Consider the following 24,444-nt stretch of genomic DNA (forward strand, 5'->3'; position numbering starts at 1 on the left):
ATAAAAGTAAATAAGATAAGTAAAGAAGTATACCATTTTTCTAAAAGTTTAGGCTGATACGAAAATATTTTCTGAAAACACCTGATCCAGCAGCAGGTGCTCTTTCTCCTTGGCGCCAAATCGGGCGTCTTCTTTTAGCTGATGAAGTTTCTGCTTTCCCTGTTCACCATGACATTTAATAGAACGCGCCACAAGCAATTTGATATTTACATCTGCTGTTGACTGATAGGTCTCTACAAGGAAAGCCAACGTGTGTTCATCACGCAGACCACCCAGCGCTTTAATGATAGCCTCTCTGACACTGCTATTCTCCAAGGCGAACCTATCGATTAACACAGGTGCACATTCAAAATAGTCGAGTTCTCCAAGCGTCATTACGATCTGTGCCCGCACATCCTTATTCTCTTGTTTATCAAGAAGTGTCAATAAAGTTGCTGAAGCCTCATATTGTTTGAAGAAACCAATCTCACGAAGCACAAAAATGATATAATTTGGATTTTTTGAATTATTAATCCAGCGAAGTAAATTGGGCAATTTACCTTCATTTGACTTTTTAATCAATGTGGCATGAAGACGTAATTTATCCAACTGAGTGAAAGCTTCATCAAAGTTTTCCTCCATAAATCGGAATGGGTTATAGGTGTCTTGACTGGTATACAGGTCACGTGCTGCCTTACGCAGTTGGATATCTTTATGAAATGTTGACTTGGAGAGGACCCCACTATTCACTCCATTATCTATTTCACCCACAATTTGTAAGACTTCACGCCGACGGTCAATGGCAGCAACGCGCATACGTTTTTCCCAAAAACGCGTCAATCCCAACGCTTCAAGGCAATTCTTATAATTAATAACATTAAGTGCACTTGCCTTCTCTACCGTATTTTTGACCGAAAGAACAAGATCGGTCACCAATTCCCATTTCCACTTTTTCACTTTACTTACATCATAGTCCAGAAGAGCCTGGATTTCCTCGACATCATAGTTCGCTTTGTTACGCATAACAAAATCCAGTTTCTCCTCAAAATGTTGTTTCGTTTTGTTCTTTCGCCGTTCTTCCCGATTTATTTTATACCCTATAAACAATAAGCGCAGTATGCCACATAGTGTAATTACTGCCAACAACATGACCATCACCAAGGTCATTCGAATAATTAAGGGATATCCATTGTAAAGAGAGCTCAGGTAGCTCAAATAATACAGATAAAAATCGTAATACATAATCTTCTTTTTTTGGGTTGATAAACAGTCCTCAGTTTTCTACCTTACATCCATTCAGATACGAATAGATTCATTGTCAAAGACATAAAAACTTATTGACAAAGATTATCAATCGATCGGAATAGCATGTCTCAAACAAAGGACATATCATCGCGGATAAATTTATCGCTCAGCGATAATACAAAAAGGAATAAACCGTAAACAATTAATAACAAGCTTCTTACAAAAGAAAATAAGCCTAATGTCCCTTAAGGCGGGACAACTGTTTTTACGATAAAAAGAAAACATTTCTTTTGTGAAAAAATAAAATTGCCCCCACAAATTGAGACAATTCAAATTTATCCACATACCATTGAAAGACAACCTAAGCGATATTGATGGGGAGAACAACCAAATTCAGTTTGGAAATTGCGATAAAAAGAAGCCCTAGAATTAAAACCACAAACAAAAGCCAGATCGCTGATGGTGTAGACGAGTTCCTGTGAGCGCAGCTGTTTGGCTGCATAGCTTAGTCGCAATTGATTGATAAATCCATTCAGCCCTTTATCATACTCATCTTTGAGAAAAGCCCCTACCTGATGTACAGGAATACCCACTTGCTGGCAGAAGCTTTCCTTATTGAGATCGCTATCCAAATATGCTAAGGTTTGTATAAAATAGTCAATGGCTTTTCTATATTCTAGCTGTTTTTCTGCACTCATTGGAGGAAGAGAAAGTTTGCCTTTCTGTTTTTCCAACTGCCGCACTATATCGAGCTTGAGTATCTGTTGTGGAATTACAGAAATTTTACTTGCATTAAAGGCTTCTGTTTGTATTAACTTTGCATCTGGAGGCACAACAAACTTGATTGCTGACAGGAAGATCACATATAAGCCTATACTGAATCCCCGATGAATATTAAAATTAACATCAAAATAGGCCATTCTAAAGATCAAAAAAGAGGACAAAAAAACAAAAACAATTATACTAGCAAAAAAGATTATTCTTTTAAGGTTAAATTTTAAAAAATCGTTTTTCCGCATTTCAAACCACAACCAAACCATGTACCCTAGTAGATGGATGTAAGATAAAAAATTAAGAAAGATGGAATAGTCGAGGTTATACTGGTATCGAAGGGTAAAATTGCTGCATAGCAATACAAAGATAAGCATGGCTCCAAAAAAAGGGAACATATGCTTCCACAAACCAAATACCGTAGATCCGGCAATGAGATCATGAACTAATAGTGCCAAAGCGGGTCCATACAATAATCCATTAGGAAAGATCAGCAAAAGATATAGCCACTCAGGAAACAAGTGGTTGCATAAAAATCCGAACAGAATCTGAAACAAACCCAATGAGAGAATAATCATAAGGTGTCTCTGAAATAATGTATTTTCTCGTCGAATACTGAGGAAAACAAGCGTAACATTCAATAAAAATACCAAAACAGCAACTACAGATAAAAGCATATTCTTTACGTTAATAACATCGATATCCAGCGAAGAAGATACACTAAGGTGTAGGTTTCGACGGAATAGGTATCATAAATGTAGTTCAAAAAAAAGTTAAACAATAAGTTAAAATCGATATTCAAAAAACCTGTAGCCGAAGCGCTACAAACAGCTCGCTAAGAAAACCTTAGCCATTAAGTAAATAATTACAACTCTTCAAAAAATAGTTCCCAAAATTTCGACAGTAGAAAAATTGGCTTTAGGCGCACTCAATTTTTTTTTTAATTTTGACCATGGACAATCTTCGCAATTACATTCACGCACTGGTTGACTTTTCGACGGATAGCTGGCACTTGCTGCAGCCAGCATTGACATTGCGTAACTTCAAAAAAAATGATTTACTGCTGAAACAGGGTAAAGTTTGCAATTCGCTCTTTTTTATCGACAAAGGCTATTGTAGAAGTTATTATGTTATTGATGGAACTGTCAAAAACACAGGATTTTTCTTTGAAAACGACATCGCTACCAATATTCAAAGTTTTGGCAGTGGGCAAAAATCCGAATTTAACATCGTAGCCTGTGAGGACTTAAGGACCATTATTTTTGATAAGTCGACACTATTTGAACTTGCTGCACAGGCTATAGAAATAGAGCGGTTGGGACGGCATTGTATCAGGCAGTTTGCTTCACGCCAGGAAGAGTTTGCCAATCTATTTAAACTCTATTCGGCTGCTGAACGCCTGTCTTATCTAGAACGCAAATATCCTGAAATCCTACAACGTGTGCCACTTTCTCAATTGGCTTCCTTTTTGGGAGTAGCTCGAGAAACCTTAAGCAGAATTCGTAGGAGAAGGCTAAACTCTTGATATTATGTGACGATAGTCACGGGTTAGAATAATTTCATTTTGGGAACTTTGTATCAATTAAACAAAGATAAAAGATATGAAAACAGCTAATAATGCACTCTTGGATTTCGAAAAATTTATGGCTATCCGTTTAAAAGCGTCAACAGATTTTGTGGAGGGTCATTTTGATTCCCTAAAAGATATTTCTGTCTCAAATGAGCCTGCAACAATTTTTCCGCCCAATGGAATATACATTTCTGGGCTATTACAGGTCAATGATTTTAACCAAAAAGGAGCTTCCAATTTCCTTCCGGGTGCACAAAACAAATTTGAAGTGATCCATCAAGATGCAAGTGATACACTAGCCTATTGGACGGGTATACAACGTTCGTCCGTCAACATAAAAGGGCAAGATACCGTGGTGATTTTCAATCTCAGAATCACCGAAATCTTCAGAAAAGAGCAAGGTAGCTGGAAGCTTATGCATCGACATGCCGATACACTGTCCGAATAGTCTAAATGACCTAGGAAGCAGCAGTTTATTTATAGATCGCTATGGTTTGTGCCCTCTGCTCCTTATGGTCAGATACTCAAAATTGATCGGCTACGTGCAGCAATGGTCCACCAGCGATTTCCTACGATTTGAGTTCGGCATCGCTGGTTGATCCCTTGAATTTCTTATTCCAAAAGAGTAATAAAATAATAAACAGTATAAATAATAACAGGGTGACTAAATTTGTCTTCCCCAACAGTGCGTGTAAAGTAGCTGGAGCTATAATTGAATTGGTTCTTATGGTGGAGAAAGTCAATACAAACGAAAAGACAATACACAAAAGCACAAATCCGGCAAAGCCACCAAATTGGCTAAAATTATCAAAAATTAAAAGATGCCAAATCGCCCAAAATATTCCCGTAATCACACTTTTAATGGGCCATTTTATTTCTCCTAGACTATCATTCAAATAGCCCCGCCAAGTAAATTCCTCCATGATATCATACAGCAATGTAAACAGGCAGAACAACAATGCCCATACGTGCTCATCGACACCGTAATTATTTTTGAATCCATAAATACCATATCCTGCAAATAAAAGGAATGGAAACAAAAGTGACTTTATTTTATTAGGACCAAAAAGTGTAACGGTGGAAACGACTTTTGACAAAGCATAAAAAAATGCTGAGATAATCAGAATAATAAATCCGTGATTCATATTCCAAGGCAATGGAAAACTAAAAACATCTTTCATAGCCATCTGGAAAATATTAGGAAGCTTTCGTATGGCAAAAGTTCCCAATATCAGCAACCCGTAAAATAATGCGATACGCAACCAATTCGTTTTTTTTATGCTTTCAATAATATTCATACACTATTTATTAGTCTATTGTCCCTACAGCAACTGTTCATTGTTTAATAACGTCCACAAATTTGAAGTCGCGAACTTACAAAAAAACGACGAAAGCAGGTTTGCATTCATAAGTAAAATTGCTTAAGCACATATCTTGCTGCCGTCAACTCCTCGGTGGTCAACTGTCGACTTTTTAATTCTATCTCGGCAGCTTCAAGCACAGAAGGCTCATAGTGATCGGGATTGTCTACCACAGACAACAACTGATCCGTCGACCAAGTTTTATAAAGTTCAGCAAAATTATTTTCGGACATTGGCTTAATTTTTATAATTGGTCTCAGCCCATTTCTTTGAAACCAACCATTGGGGACGATTTAAACTATTGCGCATTGCAATGTTTACCTAACGACAGTTCATTAAATGGATAATGACTATTACTTAAAGTATCCCTTTTGTTACAAAAGCAATTCACACAAACGATTGCATCGCATAGTTTTCGTTTAATTTAATTGTATTTATAAAATTAGGGTGAACAATTAAATTTAAATTATGAGATATCCTAAAATTACGCTACTGCTCTGTACAGTATTGGCAAGCTTTCTTTCTTGCCAAAAAAGCGAGGTACAAACAAATTTAGAAGAGAAATTATCACTACGGGCCGCATCCCCTGGTCTAAGCGGATACGAAGTTCCCTTAGGTGGCAATGCTTTTGTTACTTCGGCACCTTCCGGTGCAGTAGAAGTCATCAATAGCAATGGATTGGCAAACTGGACCAATGCCAATAGCGTGATCAGTACCTATGCTAAGGTCCCCCAAGCGGGCGCTTTACGTGTTAAAATAAGAGCTAAAGTGTTACCTTCAGGCGATAGTAGTACGGTGAAGTTAACAATCAACGGTGTAAGCAAACAAATAAAACTTAAGGGTGGATCATTACAGGATTACACGGTCGGTACCTATTCGCTAAATACGGCGGGATATGTAAAAATGGATCTTCAAGGTGTGACCAAGTCAGGCGGTTATTTTGCAGATGTATCACATTTGATTTTAGACAGTTCGGCAACAAATGGCACTGTAATTTATAGTGACAATAATGTAGATAATACTTACTATTGGTCGCGACGGGGCCCATCCTGCCATTTGAGTTATACCATTCCAACAAATCAGCAAGTATCCTATTATTATAGCGAGGTGAAAGTGCCTGCCGGAGAAGATAAGATAGGTTCTTACTTTATGGCAAACGGGTTCGGCCAAGGATATTTCGGTATGCAGGTCAATTCAGCGACAGAGCGCAGAATACTATTTTCTGTTTGGAGTCCATATAGCACCGATAACCCGTCCCAAATACCAGCAGAGGATCGCATCACATTAAATAGAAAAGGGACAAATACGACAACAGGTGAGTTTGGTGGCGAAGGTTCTGGTGGACAAAGCTACCTCAAGTATAATTGGACTGCCGCCACTACCTATAAATTTTTATTGAAGGGAGAACCTGATAACAATGGAAGTACTGATTTTACGGCATGGTTTAATGATCCTTCGACCAATAATTGGATACTCATTGCAAGCTGGAAACGTCCCAAAACAAACACCTATTTAACGGGCTTTCATAGCTTCCTCGAAAATTTCAATGCCGACAACGGCTTCCTTGGCCGTTCTGCAGAATATAGTAATCAATGGGTTCGTACAGCTACTGGAACTTGGCTGAAAGTCGTGGAAAGTACCTTTACAGTTGATGCGACCTATTCAAACAACCAACGTATAGACGCTATTGGCGGAACAACCGGAAATAGCTTCTTCCTGAAAAATGGCGGTTTTTTCAATACCGTCGTAAATCCAGGAACGAAGTTCACACAACCGGGTTCTGGCACAGCACCTTCAATAAATTTAACAACTCTACCTTAACAAGCATATTTACAGCAAATTATTCTTAATTTACATCCATTAATAGGGACAATACTTCATTAAGAAGTGTCGTCCCTTTTAAACTCAACCTTGTCATATTTACAGTAACAATTCGTACCTTTCAATAACACTTTATTATAAATAGCTGAGCATCTGACTTTTAGCAAAGACGATGGATTTCAGTTTTTAATGCATAATCAATGACAAGCTTAATCTTCATCTTCGGCAGAAAAGAAGGAATAGAATTAAGTTATCATTAAAAAAATATGTATTTATCTTTAATTCAATAAAAAATAAAATTAAAATAATAGGAGTAATAATAAATTCTCCCAAAATATTATTAATTTTCGGAAACTAACCAATGTGGAAATCGGTGAATGTTTATTTTTTTAACTAAAGAAAGGAGGCAAACAAAACAACGACGATGAGAACCGCTTGGAAAACCAAGCACAATTAAATTAATGATTCATTCACAAATCTTAAAAACTAAGTTATGTTAAAATTAACCAGTCGCTGGAACAGACTTTATACTGTTTTGGCCGTAGTTTCCACATTTTCTATTTTTAGTTGCCAAAAAAATTCATTGACTCTAGAGAGTCCAGAGGCACAACTTAACAAAAAAGCTGCAGTATCCGCGCAAGCAGGAGCTACAATTGCAACATTGAATTGGGATCAAACCTATCAAAAGATTGATGGATTTGGTGCATTCGGAGGTCGGATTGTTCCATTCTTTGAATCCGCAAAAAGAGATAGTATCCTGGATTATTTATGGGGAGGCAGTGGGTTGAAACTGAATATCCTTCGTGGTAAGGTACTTCATACCTACCCTTTTAACCAACAGACCAAGGTCGTTACCATTAAACCGGCAGGAGTTTCGATTGACGTGGATCCCAATAGTACGACTTATCAGAATTTGACAGCAGACGAAAAAGAACAGCTTGGGCAGGTCTGGATCATCAAGAAAGCGAAAGAACGCTATGAAGTTCCCTTCGTTATGGCAAGTACTTGGACTCCGCCATTATACATGAAGACCAATACGAGTAGTATTTCCGCGAAATGGTTTAATGGACTTAATTTTAATACTTCTTCAACAGCTTTTGCTCGCTATCTGACCGGATTTGTAAAATCGTTTCAGAACGAGGGAATTACAATCAATGCTATTTCTCCGTCAAATGAGCCTGAAAATGTCTTTTCTGACTGGGATGCTTCTTATTGGGACTCTTCACATCTGGGACAGTTTATTACCAACAATCTCCGTCCCGAATTAAACAGTGCGGGCCTTCAATCCACCAAGATCATATCTTCTGAGAATGCGGCCTGGGGAACAGCCGATAATTTCCTTTCAGGCATGGACAGAAGCAAAGTCGACATCCTCGCCGGGCATGGCTACGTAGAGATAAGCGGCATCATCACTGGTCAACGTGGATTTAACCAGAGTCCTTCCATGTGGAATTTTAGTATTGGAGGCAAACCGATGTGGGTAACAGAAGCTTCCGATGATGGCGGCAATTATGACAATGGCATTGAAGGTGGCCTGAAACTAGCGGTTAATATGCATAAGCTTCTTGCGGATTGTAATGCCAATGCGTATGTGTTTTGGCTAGGTATGCTAGCATTTCAAAATAATGAGGCGCTTATTTGTACAAAGAGTGATGGTTCCTTGGAATTTCCAAAAACGTATGATGTGATGGGACATTATTCCAGATTTATCAAAGCAGGTTATATGCGAATCAATGTAGCGGTTCAAAATGGAAATGGGTTATTGATTTCGGCTTACAAAGAGCCACAAACAGGTAAGTTTGTTTTAGTTGTCACTAACACGGGTACTGCAGCTGTTCCATTGGATATCAACCTTACAGGTTTTGCAAGCGGCGCATTGAACAATTACCAAACCACTTCAAGTAGTTCGGGTCATTGGGGTAACGTCGGCGCTGTAAATCCGAATAGCTCAGGCGTCTATTCTTTAACAATACCTGCTAAAAGTATAAGTACTTTAGAAGGCAACAAACTTTAATTTGTTAATTATACTGAGGGAGTACGCTCCCTCAGCGTATAATTTAAAATCCGATATGCTTTAAATCCTACATGTTACTGATCGTCAAATTCCTTCTCAGCACCGCACCTATTCCTTCATTTTTGTAAACATAAGTTTTGCAGTTTCTGGATCTAATACGTCCATATCAATGAGCTTCAATAATTTAACCATATGGAGTGTAGTTGACTTATATTTTAAAAAGTGTGCTGTTTTCAAATGGGCAAGGTAGGCTTGCTTGTCCCGATAGATTTCCAAGATACGTATCTGTGTCGGATTATCTTTTTTGAACATTGGAAAGATCGCAACAACACCTTCTTCGAGCGCCATAGATGCAGCAGCCTCTTCTTTTAAAATGGTCTTGTATTCTTCGAGGTGTTCAACATAAACCTCAATTTCAGAAATACGTACCATAGACTCCTTATCTTGTCCACGAACAATATCCCCGCATAAGAAAAGTATGATTAGCGTTAAGGGTAAAGACAATAATGATTTCATGTGATTAAGTTTAAAAGTTTTGGCCCTGATCATTTTTTGCAATCAAGGCCCTTCACAAATTTCGTTATACTGGATGATAACACCAATATATATTACAGAAATATCTACCAGTTTTACGGATTTAGGTCAAAATATCGATGTCTTAGATTTCTCTGAAATCATATATTCCAATATCTTTGCTACCTGAATTTTGAAAAAACTACGATGAAATTGCACTACCTTGCGGTGCTTACACTTGGGATATGTACTATCTCTGGATTAAAAGCACAAGAAAAATCAAATCTTATCAAATTAAATCTTTGGCCTCTATCTGTTGGGAATATTGCACTGGAGTATGAAAGATCGCTCAATGAGCATCTATCGATCAATGGAACGATCAGTTATCGTCCAAATGCCAACTTACCCTTTAAATCCCTATGGGAATCTGCTTTTGACGATGATAATAATATTTTGGGTGAAGCTAAATTAGGGGCTTTTTCCATCACCCCAGAAGTACGTTTCTACATCAATAATAAAGAAGTGTTAAAGGGATTCTATATCGCACCCTTTGTCAAATACGCCAATTACAGTGTACACACAAAGATTACCGTCGACGAATCAAATTATCACAAAGAAGTAGCTATATCGGGTACCTTAAATGCTTTTACCGCTGGTGTCGCTGTCGGTAATCAATGGAGGCTTGGACAAAATATCTATTTAGATTGGCGCATTGTCGGTCCCAGTTATGGCTTCAACAATGGAAAGTTCGAAGGGAAAACCCCATTAAATGCTGACGAGCAACGCGAAGTAAAGAGACAACTGGATGAATTTGACAGTAATCTCATGAAGATCAAAAAAGAAGTAAATGCTGATGGTGTAACACTAAGCACTAGCGGACCCTTTGCCGGTATCCGCACCGCATTATCCATAGGTTACCGGTTTTAATTACAAAATCCTACCCTCTTCATGTCATCCATTCCAATAAGCGCTTCCCCTTTTACATTCGCGCCCTATGGAACGAAAACATATACTATATATAGAACGGCCTAAGGGAGCCGTCTTTCCAGATTTTAATAAAATGTCCCTAATTTCATCTTTAATATCATTTCTCCAAATACTCTTGCTACCTTTGTTCTTCAAATTAAATTAACATGCCAAAAGAGACAAGAACAGGGCTTTATCAGGGAATCATCGAAAAAGATGATAATGGGAACTACTTTTGTGGTCCCTACCTACTGGATTATCAGACCGTAGAAACTTACTATAAATTGGGCGATCGCGTTAGTATCAAAACCATTATCAAAAATACAAGCCGTAAGAGTATGGAGGCTTATCCGCAAAAATCAGTTAAATTTTCATTTGCGACAGAAGATCATGGAAATGATTAAAACTCACTTAGATTGAACAATATAAATAACAAGGCCTGTTCCACAGAATTGGCCTTGTTATTCAAGATTACGTTTGACCTGAGGCTAAAAACAAAGCCTCTGATTTTTGGTAAATCGAGAGGCTTTTGCATAATCAAATTGATCGATTACTTTATAAAATAGGTATATTTTTTTTCGGGATAAAGCATGCACTATTGGAACACTCATCTAAACGATGCATTTAAAATTCATTTTCCATAAAAATTATTCAAGCTTCACATGCTCTTTGAGCGACTCATCCGATCGTCGCTGCTGCCATTTATTGTAAGTTTCATTGCTGATTTACTCCTCAAATATAAATACTAGTTTAATAGCCTCCGAGCCGAAATGATTGTCTTGTCTCATTTTTCGTCGAAATAGCGATTCAGTACGATAAAAATTAAAGGGCGAAGTCGTTCGTTTTTTCTATAATAAATCTACATTTGCACGAAACAATTAACCTAGCAATGAATAATAGACATCTTAATTACCATTGTGCAATTAACCGCGGCTAGTACCTAATCTTAAGGGCAATAGGTTGCAATTCCTCATTCGGTATCTAGGGAACATATACGGTTTGCCCTCCCCTTTCGTCGATCAATAGGGCCAATAGACTGCTAATATCGTCGATCGTGTCTAATCCGATAGGCTTGTCTACGATCGCTATATCCTGATCTGAAAGAATCTTTACGGCTTGATGGAAGCTCTCTTGAACGACTAGGATATCCCCACGGCCGTCTTGACATGCACGATAAATTTCTTGCAGATCAGTGATCACTAAACCCTTGCCCACAGCTGCTTCCAGCTCTTTAAAGTAGTCTTCATTTTTTCGTACCAACTCCTGTTTCATAAAATTCCAGGCACGGCTCTCCAACTGATGTGTTTCAATGTTATTGTAATCTATTGGTAAATATCCATAATAGATAGAAGGTCTATCCGCAACCTGTAAGAGCTTACTATAATTATCCTCCGTGCAAAACACGAGTGTTACGCTCTTTGTGTCCCCAATATAGCGCAGGAGAGCTTTGTCCACCCGATTAAGATATTCCCTTAAGAGGTCATCAAGATGTTTGGCATCGCTACTTTTATCGGGAAATGTATTGTAAAATTGATTTTCGGCAATAGGAAACTCTTCACTACTGATATCCTCAACAATGCGCCCATTCAAGGCACGAAAAAGATGAACACCGCTTTGCGAGAGCAACATCACAAGATAACTGGTTTGACGGCCAATCTCCTTAACCAAAGGGCGTACAGCAAATGTATTGCTAATATGGACACCTTCTTGGTTTGTCTCCCATGATGACTTGAAAACTTCTGCTATTGTATCTGAAACGAAGATATGCAGACTTTCAAGATTATAATTAATATCAAGTTCATGCGCTATCTGTTCCAATTGTTTGATGAGACCAGCAACGACCCTCTTATCATACTTATCCGTTAGTCTATCAATCGCTTCTCCGATAAAATTTTTGATCTTTATTCGGTCGCTTAGGTTATCAGGATGTGTGCGATGGGTATTGATGGAAATGGTAATGCATAACTCATCCTGAACTCGGATAAGCATTTGTAGAAGTTGTTTTTCGGTCATAATCATGGACAAATAGTTAAAAAATTGAATACACTTTACTAATACAACAAATTAAAGATCCTTCTTGTTTGTGTAAAATAAAAGTAAGTATTACCTCATTTAGGTGATTATTGAAACAAAAACAGCTTATCTATAGTTATTAATTGTTAAAAAAACAATGATGAAAAAGGTGTTTATTGCAGGAGCAACAGGCTGGGTCGGTAAAGAATTGAGTAAAAATATAATCGACGATATAAACTATAAATTGGTCGGCGGGCTTTCACGCTCTTATGCAGGAGAAAATCTCGCTGAGATTCTAAAGATAAAAACGTCTCCGATTCCCCTATTTGATACGATAGAAAATGCGATGGAGGATATTGATTTTGATATTTTAATTGACTTTACCACTCCACTTATTGCCAAGAAGAACATCCTGAATGCGATAGATAAAGGTAGGCATGTCCTTATTGGGACTTCAGGGCTCTCAAGTCAGGATTATGAAGAAATTGAAGAGCATGCGAAAGAAAGCGCGGTATCCGTTCTAGCTGCCGGTAATTTTTCGATTACCGCTGTTTTACTGAAGAAATTTGCGGAGACTGCTGCTCAATATATCGATCAATTTGAAATAATAGATTATGCATCGCAAAGAAAGGTAGACTCACCAAGCGGCACAGTCGCAGAATTAGCCTATAGTCTTTCCAAAATTAAAACGCCGAAGGTTGAAGTTCCCATAAAGGATACCATTGGCAACAAAGAGACTCGTGGTGGTGATATCAATGGTATTCAGGTGCATGCGATAAGACTGCCGGGTTATGTACTAGGTGTCGAGACCATCTTTGGTATGGAAGATGAAAAATTAATCATCAAACATGAAGCTGGAACTGGTGTAGCACCCTATCTGAATGGCATTAAGATTGCCCTTGCCAAAATGGGTACCTTTAAAGGATTAAAACGTGGTTTGGATACCATAATGGATTTGTAAATTACATCATTATCTATCAACCTCTAAATTTAACACAGAATGTTGTACCCACGCTGAGCTCGCTTTCTACAGTAACTTTCGCATCAAGACGATCCGCTATACGTTTGACAATGGAAAGACCAATCCCCGATCCTTCAAAGCCCTGCGAATTTGACAGCCGTTTAAAAATGTCAAATATATTACTGTCATCCTGAATATCCATCCCAATGCCATTGTCCTTGATATAGTAGTAAACTGAATGGCCGTGTTTTTCACTATAAACTTCCACCCTTGGCTGATCTTTTTTACTGCTATATTTTACAGCGTTGCCGATCAGATTTAAAAACAGCTGATATAACAGTGTTCTTTCCCCAAGAATGGGCCAGGTCTCCCCTAAGACAAATTCCAACCTTGTACTGTCAAACTGTTGCTTGCAACTTTCGAGAATATTAAGAATTTTGTTCCGTGGGTCGATCAGTTCCGTTTTGAAGGCTACATAATTAGATTGCGTGAGCTGATATACCTTATCCATCATCTCAGTGATCAGCACGGTAGCATCCATAATATTTAGTGCCATTTTGCGTAGTATATCCTTAGGAAGATCATCTTTCATCAACATCATCTGTGCAGCAAGCTTTATCGAAGAAAGAGGGTTTTTAAGATCGTGAGTCAATGTATAGCCAAATGTATCTAAGGCATTGTTCGATCTTACGAGCTCCTTATTGAGCTGAGCAATCTCCCCGCCCCGTTGCGCAATAGCTTGTTGGGTTATTTGTGCAACTTTTTCAATAAAAGAAAGCTCGGCATTTTTCCATTTGATGGACTTGCCTTTCATCGTTTCACGCCAAGCTTCAAAAGATGTCCTAGGTGACGGAAACTCTATTTCCCTTTCGGGATCATAATGATATATTTTTTCGGGTTTTCCGGCCCATACATCTTCGTATACATGCTCTTTACGGAACAAATAGATGTGCCATTTATTACTGGGAAGGATATTTATACGTAAAATACCGGGAAATATGAGCGATTGTTCTAAGTCAGCACCATCATAAACAAAATTTGATGTAAAAAATAAGTCATTCTCGCCCTGTTTTTCTATATAAAGATCAATCTGCCGTTGCTCTGATTCTGTCGGTACCTCACCCCAAGATTTGAAACCACGGTCATGTTTGATCATCAATCCATCTGCCCCTACTATTTCCAAGATTTGTGGTGCAAAGCGTTCAAGCACAATTCCAATATCGCTGTTTACCAATAACTCAGACTTCAGGTCACGCTCCATAACGCCCATAATAGTCTGTGCGACAAGATTTTCTTTTTGATATTCTGAAAGGTAATAATTTATGGCATACTGGGTTAAGAACGCGCATAAGTGGCGTTGGCCAAGGTCTACATTCAAAGGTAGACTATTCTGGCAGGCCACAAGTCCCCAGAGTCTTCCCTCGATAACGATAGAAAAACTGGCACTGGCACGTGCACCCGCATTCTTAAGATATTGTAAATGTACGGGAGACAATGCTCTGAGGCTACAGCGTGTCAAATCAACCTCTCGAGCCTCCAGGCCCTGTATAGCAATAGTCGGTGCCTCAATATCTGCTACATGGCGCGCAGGGAATTTAACATACAGCGCGCGTGCTTGTGCCGGAATATCAAATTCCGGATAACGGTACCCCATCAATGAGGTCATCCCGTCTGCAATGGACTCTGCAATTACCTGTCCGCTATTGTCCTCTTCGAAACGGTATACCATGACACGATCAAAACCAATAATCTGGCGGATCAGTACAGTCAATGATTGCCAAGCATTACCGTGACGCTCTTCAAGGTATTTCGCATAATAGAATAAACGGGTCGCTTTTAATTGATTCTCACTACAGATCTCGACTTCAAGATATGTTTTCTCATCATACCGGTAAATGCTTAGATAATAATCTACATTTTTGATACGGATACGTTCTACAAAACGTGTAAATATCTCCCCTGTGATCTGTATCTCAATTTCTTTGAGATTCAACTCCGGTTCGGACGATATCAAAGGCAGTAGCTGCTCGATCGATCTCCCTAAGATTCCGTTTATAGGAATATTGAGTACTGCAGACAGGTTTTCACTTGCGGCAATACACCCACTCTCATCAAAAATACAAAGGAAACCGAAATATTGGATCTTACCGCATAGTTGGATTTCTTCTTCGTGGCACTCCAGTTGACGCATATTTTGCTAGTTTTTAATCTTTTAATTTACTAATAATAGGAAATTCTCAAAAGAGATAATTTGCCACGCATAATAAAATCTAGCACCCCTCTTCAAACATGTCATATCTAAGGCTAATATAGAAAAAAATAACTACGAAAAGCGGATCAAACGATTGTCCAATAATTATTCAGAATCTGAATAATCTGAATGGCTGGCATTGAGGCTTATTAATTGGTTATTTCGGTGAAAAATAAAAAAGCTAGGTTGGAAAGGTGCCTAGCTTTAAAACTTTCTTCATGACCGGACAAGCAGTCTGTATTTAATCAACAATACTTTTGACCACTTTGTTTGGATTATCTTGGATATTACTCAATTAAAGTATAAATAACGTCATATAAAGAATTCGAAAGAATATATGCTATCAGCGAAATTTTTATACGGTTTTATATTATTGGCTAATAGATTGAGAAGTCCCCAACCAAAACGCCACAAATCTCATAATGAACTATTTATAGCAAAACAAGTATAAACCACATTTTCCGTAATATTTACGCAAAGATGGGATGGTAGTCTTTGGATAGTAAAACTATTCATCAGTAAATCTTGTCATTTAAACATTGTCACTAAATAAATAATATTATGATTTCAAACAAAACATTACTCGCTTCATTAGCGACTGCAGCAATTCTAGTTTCATGTAACAATCAAACACCACAAGAAAAAGCAACCGAGCACATGGAAAATGCGGAGGAAAAAGCAGCTGACGCTAATGAAGAGGCCATGAAAACCTCAGAAGATGCTGCAACAAAAGATGCGGAAGCAGTCGTTTATTCAGATAAAGCCGCGGCCAATGCAGCAATTGCTTCAGTGACTGCCCCAGTCCTCTCCAATGATAAAGCTAAAGAGCTTTATACAAAGCTAGGCAAAACCTGGGTAGACCGCATCAATGCAGAATCTGCAGAAAAAGCATTGGACAAAGAAAAATCGATATTGGATATAAAAAATGAGATTGAAAAAAATCTTGTTGAAGGAAAAATCTCCGCTTCGGATAAAGATAATATCATGAAATATCAGTCCGATTGCCTAGCCGCTATAAAAGCAGCACTGTAATATAGAACAGCAACAATAATCAGTAATTCATAAGATATCTTGCGATCCACTATCAGATCGCAAGATATTCTATTATTTTTGTTTCTATCATTACATGCCTTTTGATTAAAGAAAAATAAAAATTATGAAAACCCATTCGACAAATTACTTCAATACTTTAATTGAAGCTGCGACAGATACCAAAGTAGTTAAGGGTACTATTCCACCATCAAAACGCCATAAAACCGTAGCTGAAAGACAATATGAGTTAATCGCCGCAGCACCTTATCAGTATACATCTGACGATATTATTTTCCAAGTCTATGCGGAAAGAAGGGACCTAACGCCAGACGAATATCCCGAAGCAAGAACAGTTTTTTTCTCTAGAGGACAAGCATGCCTGCGCGCCTCCCCTCTTACAAAGACATATGGGTATGGGATTCATAGTAATAGTGAAGGCAAGGTCGCGTTATGCGGAATGGAAACAGCTATTTATCGGAAATTTGTAGCGGATGAAAATACAACAAAAGTTAAAGCAATGAAATCTGCTCGATAGCGTTTGCAGAATAAACTTGTGTTGAAATAAGCAATCATTTCCCATGAACAATAACTTGCTCCAGAAAAGAAATCTGTCGTTCGTTTATTTTCTTCCTGGCTTCCGTAAATGTAAACCAATCGCCACGATCTATTTCAGGATAAGTTTGCATTTTCCCTGATTTCGGCGGCCATTCCATTTCAAAGGTATTGCTTACAAGTCTAGCAGGATCTATATCTCCTTCAATTGCCCAGCACTTAACTATTTTGCCTCCTTTTTGTTGAATAGCATTTAGCGCAATAAAATTTCCACGGGGAAGATAGCCTGTCTCTTCAATAAACTCTCTTTTGGCCGCATCAAGTTCATCTTCGTTCAAATCGATTTCCCCTTTAGGGATTGTCCACGAGCCTTCATCTTTTTTAGTAAAATAGGGTCCTCCAGGATGTACTAAGAAAAAATAAATTTCTAACGCCCGAAATTTATACAATAACAATCCCGCACTGGTATTTATCTTCTTAGCCATTCGTGCTGATATTTCGTAATCGAATCCATGTAGGCGCATGATCGCTACTCTTCTCCCATCCGCGCACATCGCGATCAATTCCGCCTTCAATTAAACGATCCTGAATTGAAGGGCTCAATAGGATATGGTCTATACGTAAACCAGCATTTCGACTGTAAGCCTGGCGAAAGTAATCCCAGAACGTATAAACCTGCTGATCTGGAAAAAGCTGACGAATAGAATCCTGCCAGCCCTCTTCAAGAAGTTGACTGAAAGCCTCCTTCACCTCCTTTCTAAACAATGCATCGTTGACATATTTTTCAGGTTTATACGTATCCATTTCTGTTGGAATAATGTTAAAATCCCCAATGAGTATCGCTGGAACATCCATACTAAGCAGCGTTTTGGCCCGCTTTGCTAAGCGCTCGATCCACTTCAACTTATAGTCAAATTTGGGCCCCGGAAATGGATTGCCATTGGGCAGATAAAGACAGCAAATCACGACTTGCTGGATCATAACCTCCAAATAACGGCTTTGTACATCTTCGGGATCGCCTGGAAGTGCTCTAGCTACTTCTTCGATCTCATATTTGGAAAGTACCGCAACCCCGTTCCAACTTTTCTGACCATGCCAAACCGCATGATATCCGATGTCATTAATTTCTTGCAATGGAAAACGTTCCTGCGGAGATTTCAACTCCTGCAGACATACGACATCAGGCGATTCTTCTGCTAACCAACGTAACAACACGGGAAGACGTGCGTTGATGCCATTAATATTATAGGTGGCTATTTTCATGAAATTGTCCTTCTAACTAAAATAGACAACCAAAGAAGCTTTTCAATTGTTTGAGAACTGCTCAGAAAAATTTAATACTATAATTTAACAAGTCCAGTCTGCAGGGGGCCTTTATTCCACCTGTCTTGCAGGCCAATGGCGCTATTCACGTTAAAACCTTCCATAAATAGGTTAAATAACATTAAATTAATATTATATTTATATAACCATATATATAAAGCATTAGATCATGGCAAAAACATCCCCAAAAAACGTCTTTCGAAATGACATTGTCATTAACCTAAAAGATTCACTAACGTACCTAAAAGATTATTTAAGTGACAAAAAACTCAACTCTCGCATAGAAAAAGCAGCTAAATTATTAAGCAAGGGTATCAAAAAGAAGAAAATTAAGAAATTAAACCATCGAGAACTTAAAAAGATCGATAGTAAGACTAAGGCTTCCTCCAAGAAAGATCTTGATCAGCTGGCCGTTGATCCTACGCTAAATGATACTGCAGAAAAAATCACAGTACCCGCCAAAAGTACAGCAAATAGAAATGCTGATACAACAAAAAAGCCAGTTGCCAAACAAGCGAATACAGACCACAACGATATCGAAAGTAAGTCTCTTAAGGTAAAAGATGTTCAAAGTAAAAGTTCCACCACTGCAGTTGGCGTAAAACCACCTGTTCCTCGAAGCAAAAAAGAGAAGGTCGAAAAATAAATCAGGTTCTTTAGCGCTATAAATACGTAATCGACCTGTTTTTTTCGGGACCATCTCACTTAAGCTACGTTATTTCCTTTCAAAAACTACGGTTAAAGCTTTTCAACGTCCTTTGGGTATAACTTTTGATCCAACTATAGCAAAAGAATTTAAACTCAAACAAAGTACTGAATATGGAAAATATCGATAAAAAAGCGAAAAAAATGGGTCTAGAGAAAGGCTATTATTTATTGTTAATGGCGATTCTAGATCTTCCAATTGAGGACGTACAAAATGCTGTAAAGGAGGATTAAGTCATATGAAAAAAATAGCAATCATTAGTACTTGCCCTCCACAAGAATGTGGGCTTGCAACATTTACCAAAGATCTCAAGCAGGGAATGGAGCTCGATCCGAATGTTCAAATCGATATCGTCGCTGTATCTAAACTCGGTTCGGAAGATTTCGACCAATCGATACGATTTGTCATATACCGGGATCGACTAGATAGTTATCATCAGGCAACTCGTATTATTAATGAAGAATATGATTATTGCATTATTCAGCATGAATTTGGAATATTTGGAGGAGCCGATGGCATTTTCATAACACAAATTGCCAACAATCTAAAGATACCCCTGCTAACCGTGTTCCATACCATTCTTCAAACCCCATCATTGCAGCAGAAGGAAATCACCGAGCTGTTGTTGAAGAAATCTCAGGCAGTTGTTAGTTTGTCACCCAAAGGCATCGAATTATTAGAGGAGCAATTCGACCCTACCCATACAGATAAAATTAAAGTGATACCACATGGCGTACCACATTTTGATTACAATCAGGGACTCGCCAAATACAGATTAAACCTTCAACACAATTTTGTAATGATGACTTTTGGTCTCATCGGAAGAAGTAAAGGACTGGAATATGCCATTCAATCCTTGTCGGAAGTTGAGCTCCCAGGGTTTAAATACCTGATCATCGGAAAAACACATCCGAATGTTCTGGCCCATGAAGGGGAATCTTACCGTTTTGAACTCCAAAATTTAGTCGATCAGCTTGGTTTACAGGACAAGGTTGTTTTTATCGATAAATTCTTAACGGATGAGGAGCTTAAGGAGTATTTAACAGCCTGTGATATTTATCTGTCTCCTTATCCACACGAACAGCAAATCAGCAGTGGGACCTTATCTTTTGCTGTAGGTGCAGGTGCAGCTGTTATTTCGACACCATATTGGCATGCAAAAGATTTATTGAAAGACGAACGTGGTATCCTAAGTCCATTCAACGATATCGCCGCAATGCGTGATAATATTAAAATGCTGTACCAATCACATCGATTACTAGCCTGGCATCGTTTCAAAGCGCGTAGTTATGGTGAACAAACAGTTTGGGGAAATGTGGCAAAAATGTATCTGGAGCTTCTACAAGGGCTAGCAACTCCAGTAAGATCTTTAATTGATTATGAACAATATATTGCAATGGATCTAAAGAGGGAAGCGTAAAATGATAGAAAAAGCATAAACATTTTATATGATATGCATGTTAAGTAAAAAGACGATCTTTGTACGCTAACATTAAGATAAAATCCATCATCACATGATATATTCGAAAATAGCGCTGTCAACAGTTCTTTTATTATTGATGGCGCTCACTTGTACGGGCCAGATTTTTGATCGCGAACTGAGGGATCAAAAGGAAAGGACGCAAAAAGAATTTTTGAAATTTATTACTGAAATCGGAAGCAAAATAACGGATTCTACCTTAACGAAAGAACAACAAAATGCACTATTTAACCCAATCGTTGCGTATGCTCATAAAGAGCATGCTGACTTAACACGATTGCGCAAAAAATATTTTAAAAAAATACAGGCTCCGCCATCAGTACTTAATACATTTATTTTTGATAGCGAGCCTCCTGCGGAACTATCAAAAATGTTGGGAACCCCACAATTCACGACAGTAACCCTGCTACAGTGTTATCGACCTCTTGAAATAGGCCGACTTATCAGTGGAATTATTCAACCTGTGATTTATCAGCAATCGAACACAGGAACAAACGAATCTACAATAGCTTATATCTTTGGAAATCAAGTATTCGCTAAACAATTAAAAGAGGATATTTGGCAAATTTGGTTAGTAAATAGGCTTTATATGCTTAGGTTTAACCTGGATCTACAAACTATGGTTATCCATAATTCGGAATATACGCTGCCCAATAAAGCGGAATATTTGCGACTTCAGTTCCCGTTCGTAATTCAGAAGACAGCCAATGAATTAGAGAAAATCTATCAAGAAATGGATGAAATACGCTGGAATAGCTATCTATCAACAGGTATAAAGCAAGTCAGTCCTCAAGACTGGCAAGATACTATTGATAAGCGATTATCGGCGTTTTACCTAAAAAATCAGCTCCGTTTTATAAAAGTTCAAAATGAAATACTCAAGGATATAGAAAAAGGCAACGATTTGGATGCGAACTGGCAGGAATTACATTTATCTTCCGATGAAAATATACAATTGACACAAACTTTAAAAAACAATATGCTGCAACCCGATGAAGCTGCACAGCAGCTATTTTCATTTTCAAATAGCATTATCCCCTTTAATCAAGATATTGAAGAAATTGGAAAAAATGCAATGTCGGGATTCTTGCACTATATAGTTGGCCATGAAAAAGACCAGGTGTGGAAAATTAGATCTGTAGGCTATTCCATTGCCTTCGAATATACCTGGGATCTAAAACAAGGTCGATTTTCTGAAATAAAAATCTTTAAGAGACAATCATAGTGTAAATTTCCATTGCGCCCATAATAATCTTTTTTGATTTAGGTATTGATAAAAAAATTACAGGAAACAACGTTGTCGTTACGTTATCATTTTATGCTTGGCGCCCCATTTTTCCAACTGACACCAAATAGGGATAAGTTCTGCCGCAATTTCAGTCAATTGATATTCCACTCGGGGGGGCACTTCTGCATAAGCAATCCTTTTAACAAGTCCTTGCTTTTCCAATTCTTTGAGCTGCAAGGTGAGCATGCGATCGGTAATCCCTGTAATCAATTGTTTAATTTCACCAAACCGCAACTTTCCATGCTGCAATTTAGCAAGTATCAGCAGCTTCCATCGGCCGCCGATTTTGCATACAGCATATGCTAAATCACATTCAATAATATACTGTTCATTAATCCTATTTGTCGAATTTTCTTTTCGTTTTCCCATGATTTAAAATTTCTTAATAGCGTACAATTCGTTGCAAATAGGGACAAATTTAAAACTTCTACCTTACATCTGTGACACCACATTCGTCAATAATATGACACAAAGCAATATTATGACACAAAGCAATATAAGGTTATAGGCTCCAAAGCGTAATAGTCTTTATCTATGAAAATAATTTAATACTGAAATTATGATTACGAAAAAAAACACCTATTTTAGGTTTTGTAATCCAATTATTTATTCCAAATATGCCTGATCCAAATTAGTTAGACTTCGAATATGCTCCAACAGTTTTATGCCTATCTAAAAATTTTAATGCTATTCATTTTTTTAGATCTTTTAATCTTCTTAAGAATTCGGACATTGTCAACTTGGAAATCCAATCCAAAGCTGCTAAACATAGTCTGGTGGTCTGTCAGTATACTTTCCTATCTGTGCATATTCCTTAATTTATTTTTTAAATGGACTAGTTTTGAATCTGCCTGTTTCGTGTTTTTTCCGCTTTCGTTGCTATTTGGTAAGATAATCTGTCTTTTCTTTATCGGTATTGATACTATTGTATATACGTTCAAAATAATCAACAAATGTTTTAAAAAAAATAAATCTTCGCCAAAACAGGCTGGAAATTTACCCCCTATAAAAAGATCAGATTTTATAGTCAAAAGCGGCCTCCTGCTAGCTAGTGTCCCTATCGTTGCACTTACACGTGGATTTGCCTTCAATTTATATAAGTACCAGGTCAACCACCTCGATTTAATCTTACCTAATTTACCGAAATCATTTGAAGGAATTACTATAGCGCAAATTTCCGATATACATGCAGGTAGTCTATTTAATTCAATTGCTGTAAAAAAAGGGATCGACCTCTTATTAGCACAGAAGCCTGACATCATCTTTTTTACAGGGGATCTAATCAATGATTTTGCGACCGAAATGGAGGATTATTTATCCATATTTGATAAAGTGAAGGCTCCATTAGGAACATTCTCTATACTTGGAAACCACGATTATGGAGATTATCATTTTAACAGATATCATTTCTTTGATCAAATGAACTTGACCAAGGAACAAAATCTTTCAAATCTCAAATCCATTCATCAACAACTAGGCTGGCAACTACTTCTCAATGAATCGAAAGAACTGATACTGAATAACGAAAAGATTACCATTATAGGCGTCGAAAATTGGGGGGCAAATAATCCCAAAAATTATGGGAATATCGATTTGGCCATGTCTAAAGTAGATAAATCTTCGCCCATCAACTTAATGCTTTCACACGATCCCTCCCATTGGCGCGCGGAGATAATACCCAAATATCCCACAATCGACGTCACTTTCAGTGGACACACACATGGGGGACAATTCGGTTATAACCACCCGAATTATCAGTGGAGTCCAGTGAAATATGCTTACCGTGAATGGGCCGGCCTGTACCGTGAAAAGCATCAGGCACTGTACGTAAATGTTGGATTCGGTTATCTGGATTATCCAAGCCGAGTTGGGATACTACCGGAAATCACCATATTTCATCTGAAGAGTAAAGGTTAAAGCATTAATACTGTTCCTGATGGATCCGTAATACAGTACATATTTTCGGGTAACTCATTAAATTCAATATAGGTTTCAACACGATTTCAAATCAAATTTTCTATCGACTGGTCTGAAATGCCAAGAAGTAGCAATTAGAATAATATATAATAGTGCCGGAGCCATTAAAGCGAAAGAATCTCCCGATGCAATATGTGAATACAAAGCACCAGTAGCTGTAAAGAAAATACCCGCATATGCCCATTCTTTCCAGAGAGGCCTTTTGGGCCAAAGCAAGGCAACCACGGCTAAAAGCTTCCAGATCCCAAGTAAAGGAAGTATATAACTAGGATATCCCAAATGAGTCATATTTTGTATCCCACCTGCTCCTTCCGTTTGAATTTTAAAAATCTGTATGATAGCAGTTGACAATAATCCTACAGCCAACCATACGGTTGCTATCCAATAAATTATCCTATTTCTTTTCATAATGCTATGATTTACTTATTATACTGTTAATTACTTCACGTTAATAGTCACCTCTCTTATCTTCAACACTTGGTCTTATTCTTATTTCCTAAAATAAGCTGGGTCTTTTACCGGCCGCTCCTTATTATGTAGTTATTTGACTATAAATATAAGCGTAGCTATTTAACTACACAATATTTTATTTCATTTTTTTTTATCTGAGACATTAACTTC

General features: G+C 37.8%; 24 protein-coding genes. 13 read left to right on the forward strand and 11 right to left on the reverse strand.

Going from position 1 to position 24,444, the window contains the following annotated elements; translation table 11 throughout:
- Positions 1-48: 48 nt before the first annotated feature.
- On the reverse strand, positions 49-1,221 hold the full coding sequence (locus tag GVK91_RS02940; RefSeq protein WP_153845948.1) for a HEAT repeat domain-containing protein: 1,173 nt from the start codon (positions 1,219-1,221) through the stop codon (positions 49-51).
- Positions 1,222-1,559: 338 nt separating this feature from the next.
- Positions 1,560-2,144 carry a helix-turn-helix transcriptional regulator gene (locus GVK91_RS02945; RefSeq protein ID WP_159726824.1) on the reverse strand — a complete coding sequence of 195 codons (585 nt, stop codon included), beginning with the start codon at positions 2,142-2,144 and terminating at the stop codon, positions 1,560-1,562.
- Positions 2,145-2,947: 803 nt separating this feature from the next.
- Between GVK91_RS02945 and GVK91_RS02950 the strand changes: the two genes are divergently transcribed.
- Both GVK91_RS02950 and GVK91_RS02955 read left to right on the forward strand, forming a co-directional pair.
- Positions 2,948-3,520, forward strand: a complete 573-nt coding sequence (locus GVK91_RS02950; RefSeq protein ID WP_153845946.1) for a Crp/Fnr family transcriptional regulator — start codon at positions 2,948-2,950, stop codon at positions 3,518-3,520.
- A 76-nt stretch (positions 3,521-3,596) separates the two neighbouring features.
- Positions 3,597-4,013 carry a DUF4440 domain-containing protein gene (locus GVK91_RS02955; protein WP_153845945.1) on the forward strand — a complete coding sequence of 139 codons (417 nt, stop codon included), beginning with the start codon at positions 3,597-3,599 and terminating at the stop codon, positions 4,011-4,013.
- Positions 4,014-4,134: 121 nt separating this feature from the next.
- On the opposite strand, the gene GVK91_RS02960 is transcribed toward GVK91_RS02955, so the two are convergent.
- Positions 4,135-4,863 (reverse strand): CPBP family intramembrane glutamic endopeptidase, encoded by a 729-nt coding sequence (locus tag GVK91_RS02960; RefSeq protein ID WP_200845524.1) that lies wholly within the window; start codon positions 4,861-4,863, stop codon positions 4,135-4,137.
- Between the two features lie 107 nt (positions 4,864-4,970).
- On the reverse strand, positions 4,971-5,159 hold the full coding sequence (locus GVK91_RS02965) for a hypothetical protein (RefSeq protein WP_153845944.1): 189 nt from the start codon (positions 5,157-5,159) through the stop codon (positions 4,971-4,973).
- Between the two features lie 235 nt (positions 5,160-5,394).
- Here GVK91_RS02965 and GVK91_RS02970 point away from each other — a divergent pair, with 235 nt between their 5' ends.
- Both GVK91_RS02970 and GVK91_RS02975 read left to right on the forward strand, forming a co-directional pair.
- Positions 5,395-6,747: a DUF3472 domain-containing protein gene (locus GVK91_RS02970; protein ID WP_153845943.1), complete on the forward strand. Its 1,353-nt coding sequence runs from the start codon at positions 5,395-5,397 to the stop codon at positions 6,745-6,747.
- A 493-nt stretch (positions 6,748-7,240) separates the two neighbouring features.
- A complete protein-coding gene (locus tag GVK91_RS02975; RefSeq protein ID WP_153845942.1) occupies positions 7,241-8,761 on the forward strand; it encodes a glycoside hydrolase in 1,521 nt (506 codons plus the stop codon).
- A gap of 108 nt (positions 8,762-8,869) precedes the next feature.
- On the opposite strand, the gene GVK91_RS02980 is transcribed toward GVK91_RS02975, so the two are convergent.
- Positions 8,870-9,277, reverse strand: coding sequence for a putative quinol monooxygenase (locus GVK91_RS02980; RefSeq protein ID WP_159726826.1), 408 nt, complete (start codon positions 9,275-9,277; stop codon positions 8,870-8,872).
- 204 nt (positions 9,278-9,481) lie between these two features.
- Between GVK91_RS02980 and GVK91_RS02985 the strand changes: the two genes are divergently transcribed.
- Together GVK91_RS02985 and GVK91_RS02990 are read left to right on the forward strand one after the other, a co-directional pair.
- The gene (locus GVK91_RS02985) at positions 9,482-10,201 is read left to right on the forward strand and encodes a DUF3575 domain-containing protein (RefSeq protein ID WP_153845940.1); all 720 of its coding nucleotides are present in this window, start codon (positions 9,482-9,484) and stop codon (positions 10,199-10,201) included.
- A 206-nt stretch (positions 10,202-10,407) separates the two neighbouring features.
- The gene (locus GVK91_RS02990; protein ID WP_075992529.1) at positions 10,408-10,644 is read left to right on the forward strand and encodes a hypothetical protein; all 237 of its coding nucleotides are present in this window, start codon (positions 10,408-10,410) and stop codon (positions 10,642-10,644) included.
- A gap of 577 nt (positions 10,645-11,221) precedes the next feature.
- Here GVK91_RS02990 and GVK91_RS02995 read toward each other — a convergent pair.
- The gene (locus GVK91_RS02995; protein ID WP_159726828.1) at positions 11,222-12,259 is read right to left on the reverse strand and encodes a hypothetical protein; all 1,038 of its coding nucleotides are present in this window, start codon (positions 12,257-12,259) and stop codon (positions 11,222-11,224) included.
- Positions 12,260-12,410: 151 nt separating this feature from the next.
- Between GVK91_RS02995 and dapB the strand changes: the two genes are divergently transcribed.
- Positions 12,411-13,214 carry a 4-hydroxy-tetrahydrodipicolinate reductase gene (gene dapB / locus GVK91_RS03000; RefSeq protein WP_153845938.1) on the forward strand — a complete coding sequence of 268 codons (804 nt, stop codon included), beginning with the start codon at positions 12,411-12,413 and terminating at the stop codon, positions 13,212-13,214.
- 16 nt (positions 13,215-13,230) lie between these two features.
- Here dapB and GVK91_RS03005 read toward each other — a convergent pair whose 3' ends face one another.
- Positions 13,231-15,405, reverse strand: a complete 2,175-nt coding sequence (locus GVK91_RS03005; protein WP_159726830.1) for an ATP-binding protein — start codon at positions 15,403-15,405, stop codon at positions 13,231-13,233.
- A gap of 621 nt (positions 15,406-16,026) precedes the next feature.
- On the opposite strand from GVK91_RS03005, the gene GVK91_RS03010 reads away from it, so the two are divergent.
- Both GVK91_RS03010 and GVK91_RS03015 read left to right on the forward strand, forming a co-directional pair.
- Positions 16,027-16,497 carry a hypothetical protein gene (locus GVK91_RS03010; RefSeq protein WP_075992526.1) on the forward strand — a complete coding sequence of 157 codons (471 nt, stop codon included), beginning with the start codon at positions 16,027-16,029 and terminating at the stop codon, positions 16,495-16,497.
- A gap of 124 nt (positions 16,498-16,621) precedes the next feature.
- Complete coding sequence (locus GVK91_RS03015) at positions 16,622-17,032, forward strand: DUF6157 family protein (protein WP_159726832.1); 411 nt, start codon at positions 16,622-16,624, stop codon at positions 17,030-17,032.
- 34 nt (positions 17,033-17,066) lie between these two features.
- Here GVK91_RS03015 and GVK91_RS03020 read toward each other — a convergent pair whose 3' ends face one another.
- Positions 17,067-17,534, reverse strand: a complete 468-nt coding sequence (locus GVK91_RS03020; RefSeq protein WP_159726834.1) for an NUDIX domain-containing protein — start codon at positions 17,532-17,534, stop codon at positions 17,067-17,069.
- On the reverse strand, positions 17,527-18,312 hold the full coding sequence (gene xth / locus GVK91_RS03025; protein WP_159726836.1) for an exodeoxyribonuclease III: 786 nt from the start codon (positions 18,310-18,312) through the stop codon (positions 17,527-17,529). The genes GVK91_RS03020 and xth overlap by 8 nt, the downstream gene beginning before the upstream one ends.
- Before the next feature lie 229 nt (positions 18,313-18,541).
- Here xth and GVK91_RS03030 point away from each other — a divergent pair, with 229 nt between their 5' ends.
- From GVK91_RS03030 to GVK91_RS03040, 3 genes are all read left to right on the forward strand, one after another.
- On the forward strand, positions 18,542-19,018 hold the full coding sequence (locus tag GVK91_RS03030) for a hypothetical protein (protein ID WP_159726838.1): 477 nt from the start codon (positions 18,542-18,544) through the stop codon (positions 19,016-19,018).
- A 298-nt stretch (positions 19,019-19,316) separates the two neighbouring features.
- On the forward strand, positions 19,317-20,498 hold the full coding sequence (locus GVK91_RS03035; RefSeq protein WP_159726840.1) for a glycosyltransferase: 1,182 nt from the start codon (positions 19,317-19,319) through the stop codon (positions 20,496-20,498).
- Between the two features lie 94 nt (positions 20,499-20,592).
- Positions 20,593-21,783 (forward strand): hypothetical protein, encoded by a 1,191-nt coding sequence (locus GVK91_RS03040; protein ID WP_159726842.1) that lies wholly within the window; start codon positions 20,593-20,595, stop codon positions 21,781-21,783.
- 78 nt (positions 21,784-21,861) lie between these two features.
- Here GVK91_RS03040 and GVK91_RS03045 read toward each other — a convergent pair whose 3' ends face one another.
- On the reverse strand, positions 21,862-22,215 hold the full coding sequence (locus tag GVK91_RS03045; protein ID WP_046676278.1) for a helix-turn-helix domain-containing protein: 354 nt from the start codon (positions 22,213-22,215) through the stop codon (positions 21,862-21,864).
- 363 nt (positions 22,216-22,578) lie between these two features.
- Between GVK91_RS03045 and GVK91_RS03050 the strand changes: the two genes are divergently transcribed.
- Positions 22,579-23,763: a metallophosphoesterase gene (locus tag GVK91_RS03050; RefSeq protein WP_159726844.1), complete on the forward strand. Its 1,185-nt coding sequence runs from the start codon at positions 22,579-22,581 to the stop codon at positions 23,761-23,763.
- A gap of 75 nt (positions 23,764-23,838) precedes the next feature.
- On the opposite strand, the gene GVK91_RS03055 is transcribed toward GVK91_RS03050, so the two are convergent.
- Positions 23,839-24,231, reverse strand: coding sequence for a DoxX family protein (locus tag GVK91_RS03055; protein ID WP_159726846.1), 393 nt, complete (start codon positions 24,229-24,231; stop codon positions 23,839-23,841).
- Positions 24,232-24,444: the final 213 nt, after the last annotated feature.

The organism is Sphingobacterium sp. 18053 (assembly GCF_902706145.1).
Classification (GTDB): domain Bacteria; phylum Bacteroidota; class Bacteroidia; order Sphingobacteriales; family Sphingobacteriaceae; genus Sphingobacterium; species Sphingobacterium paramultivorum.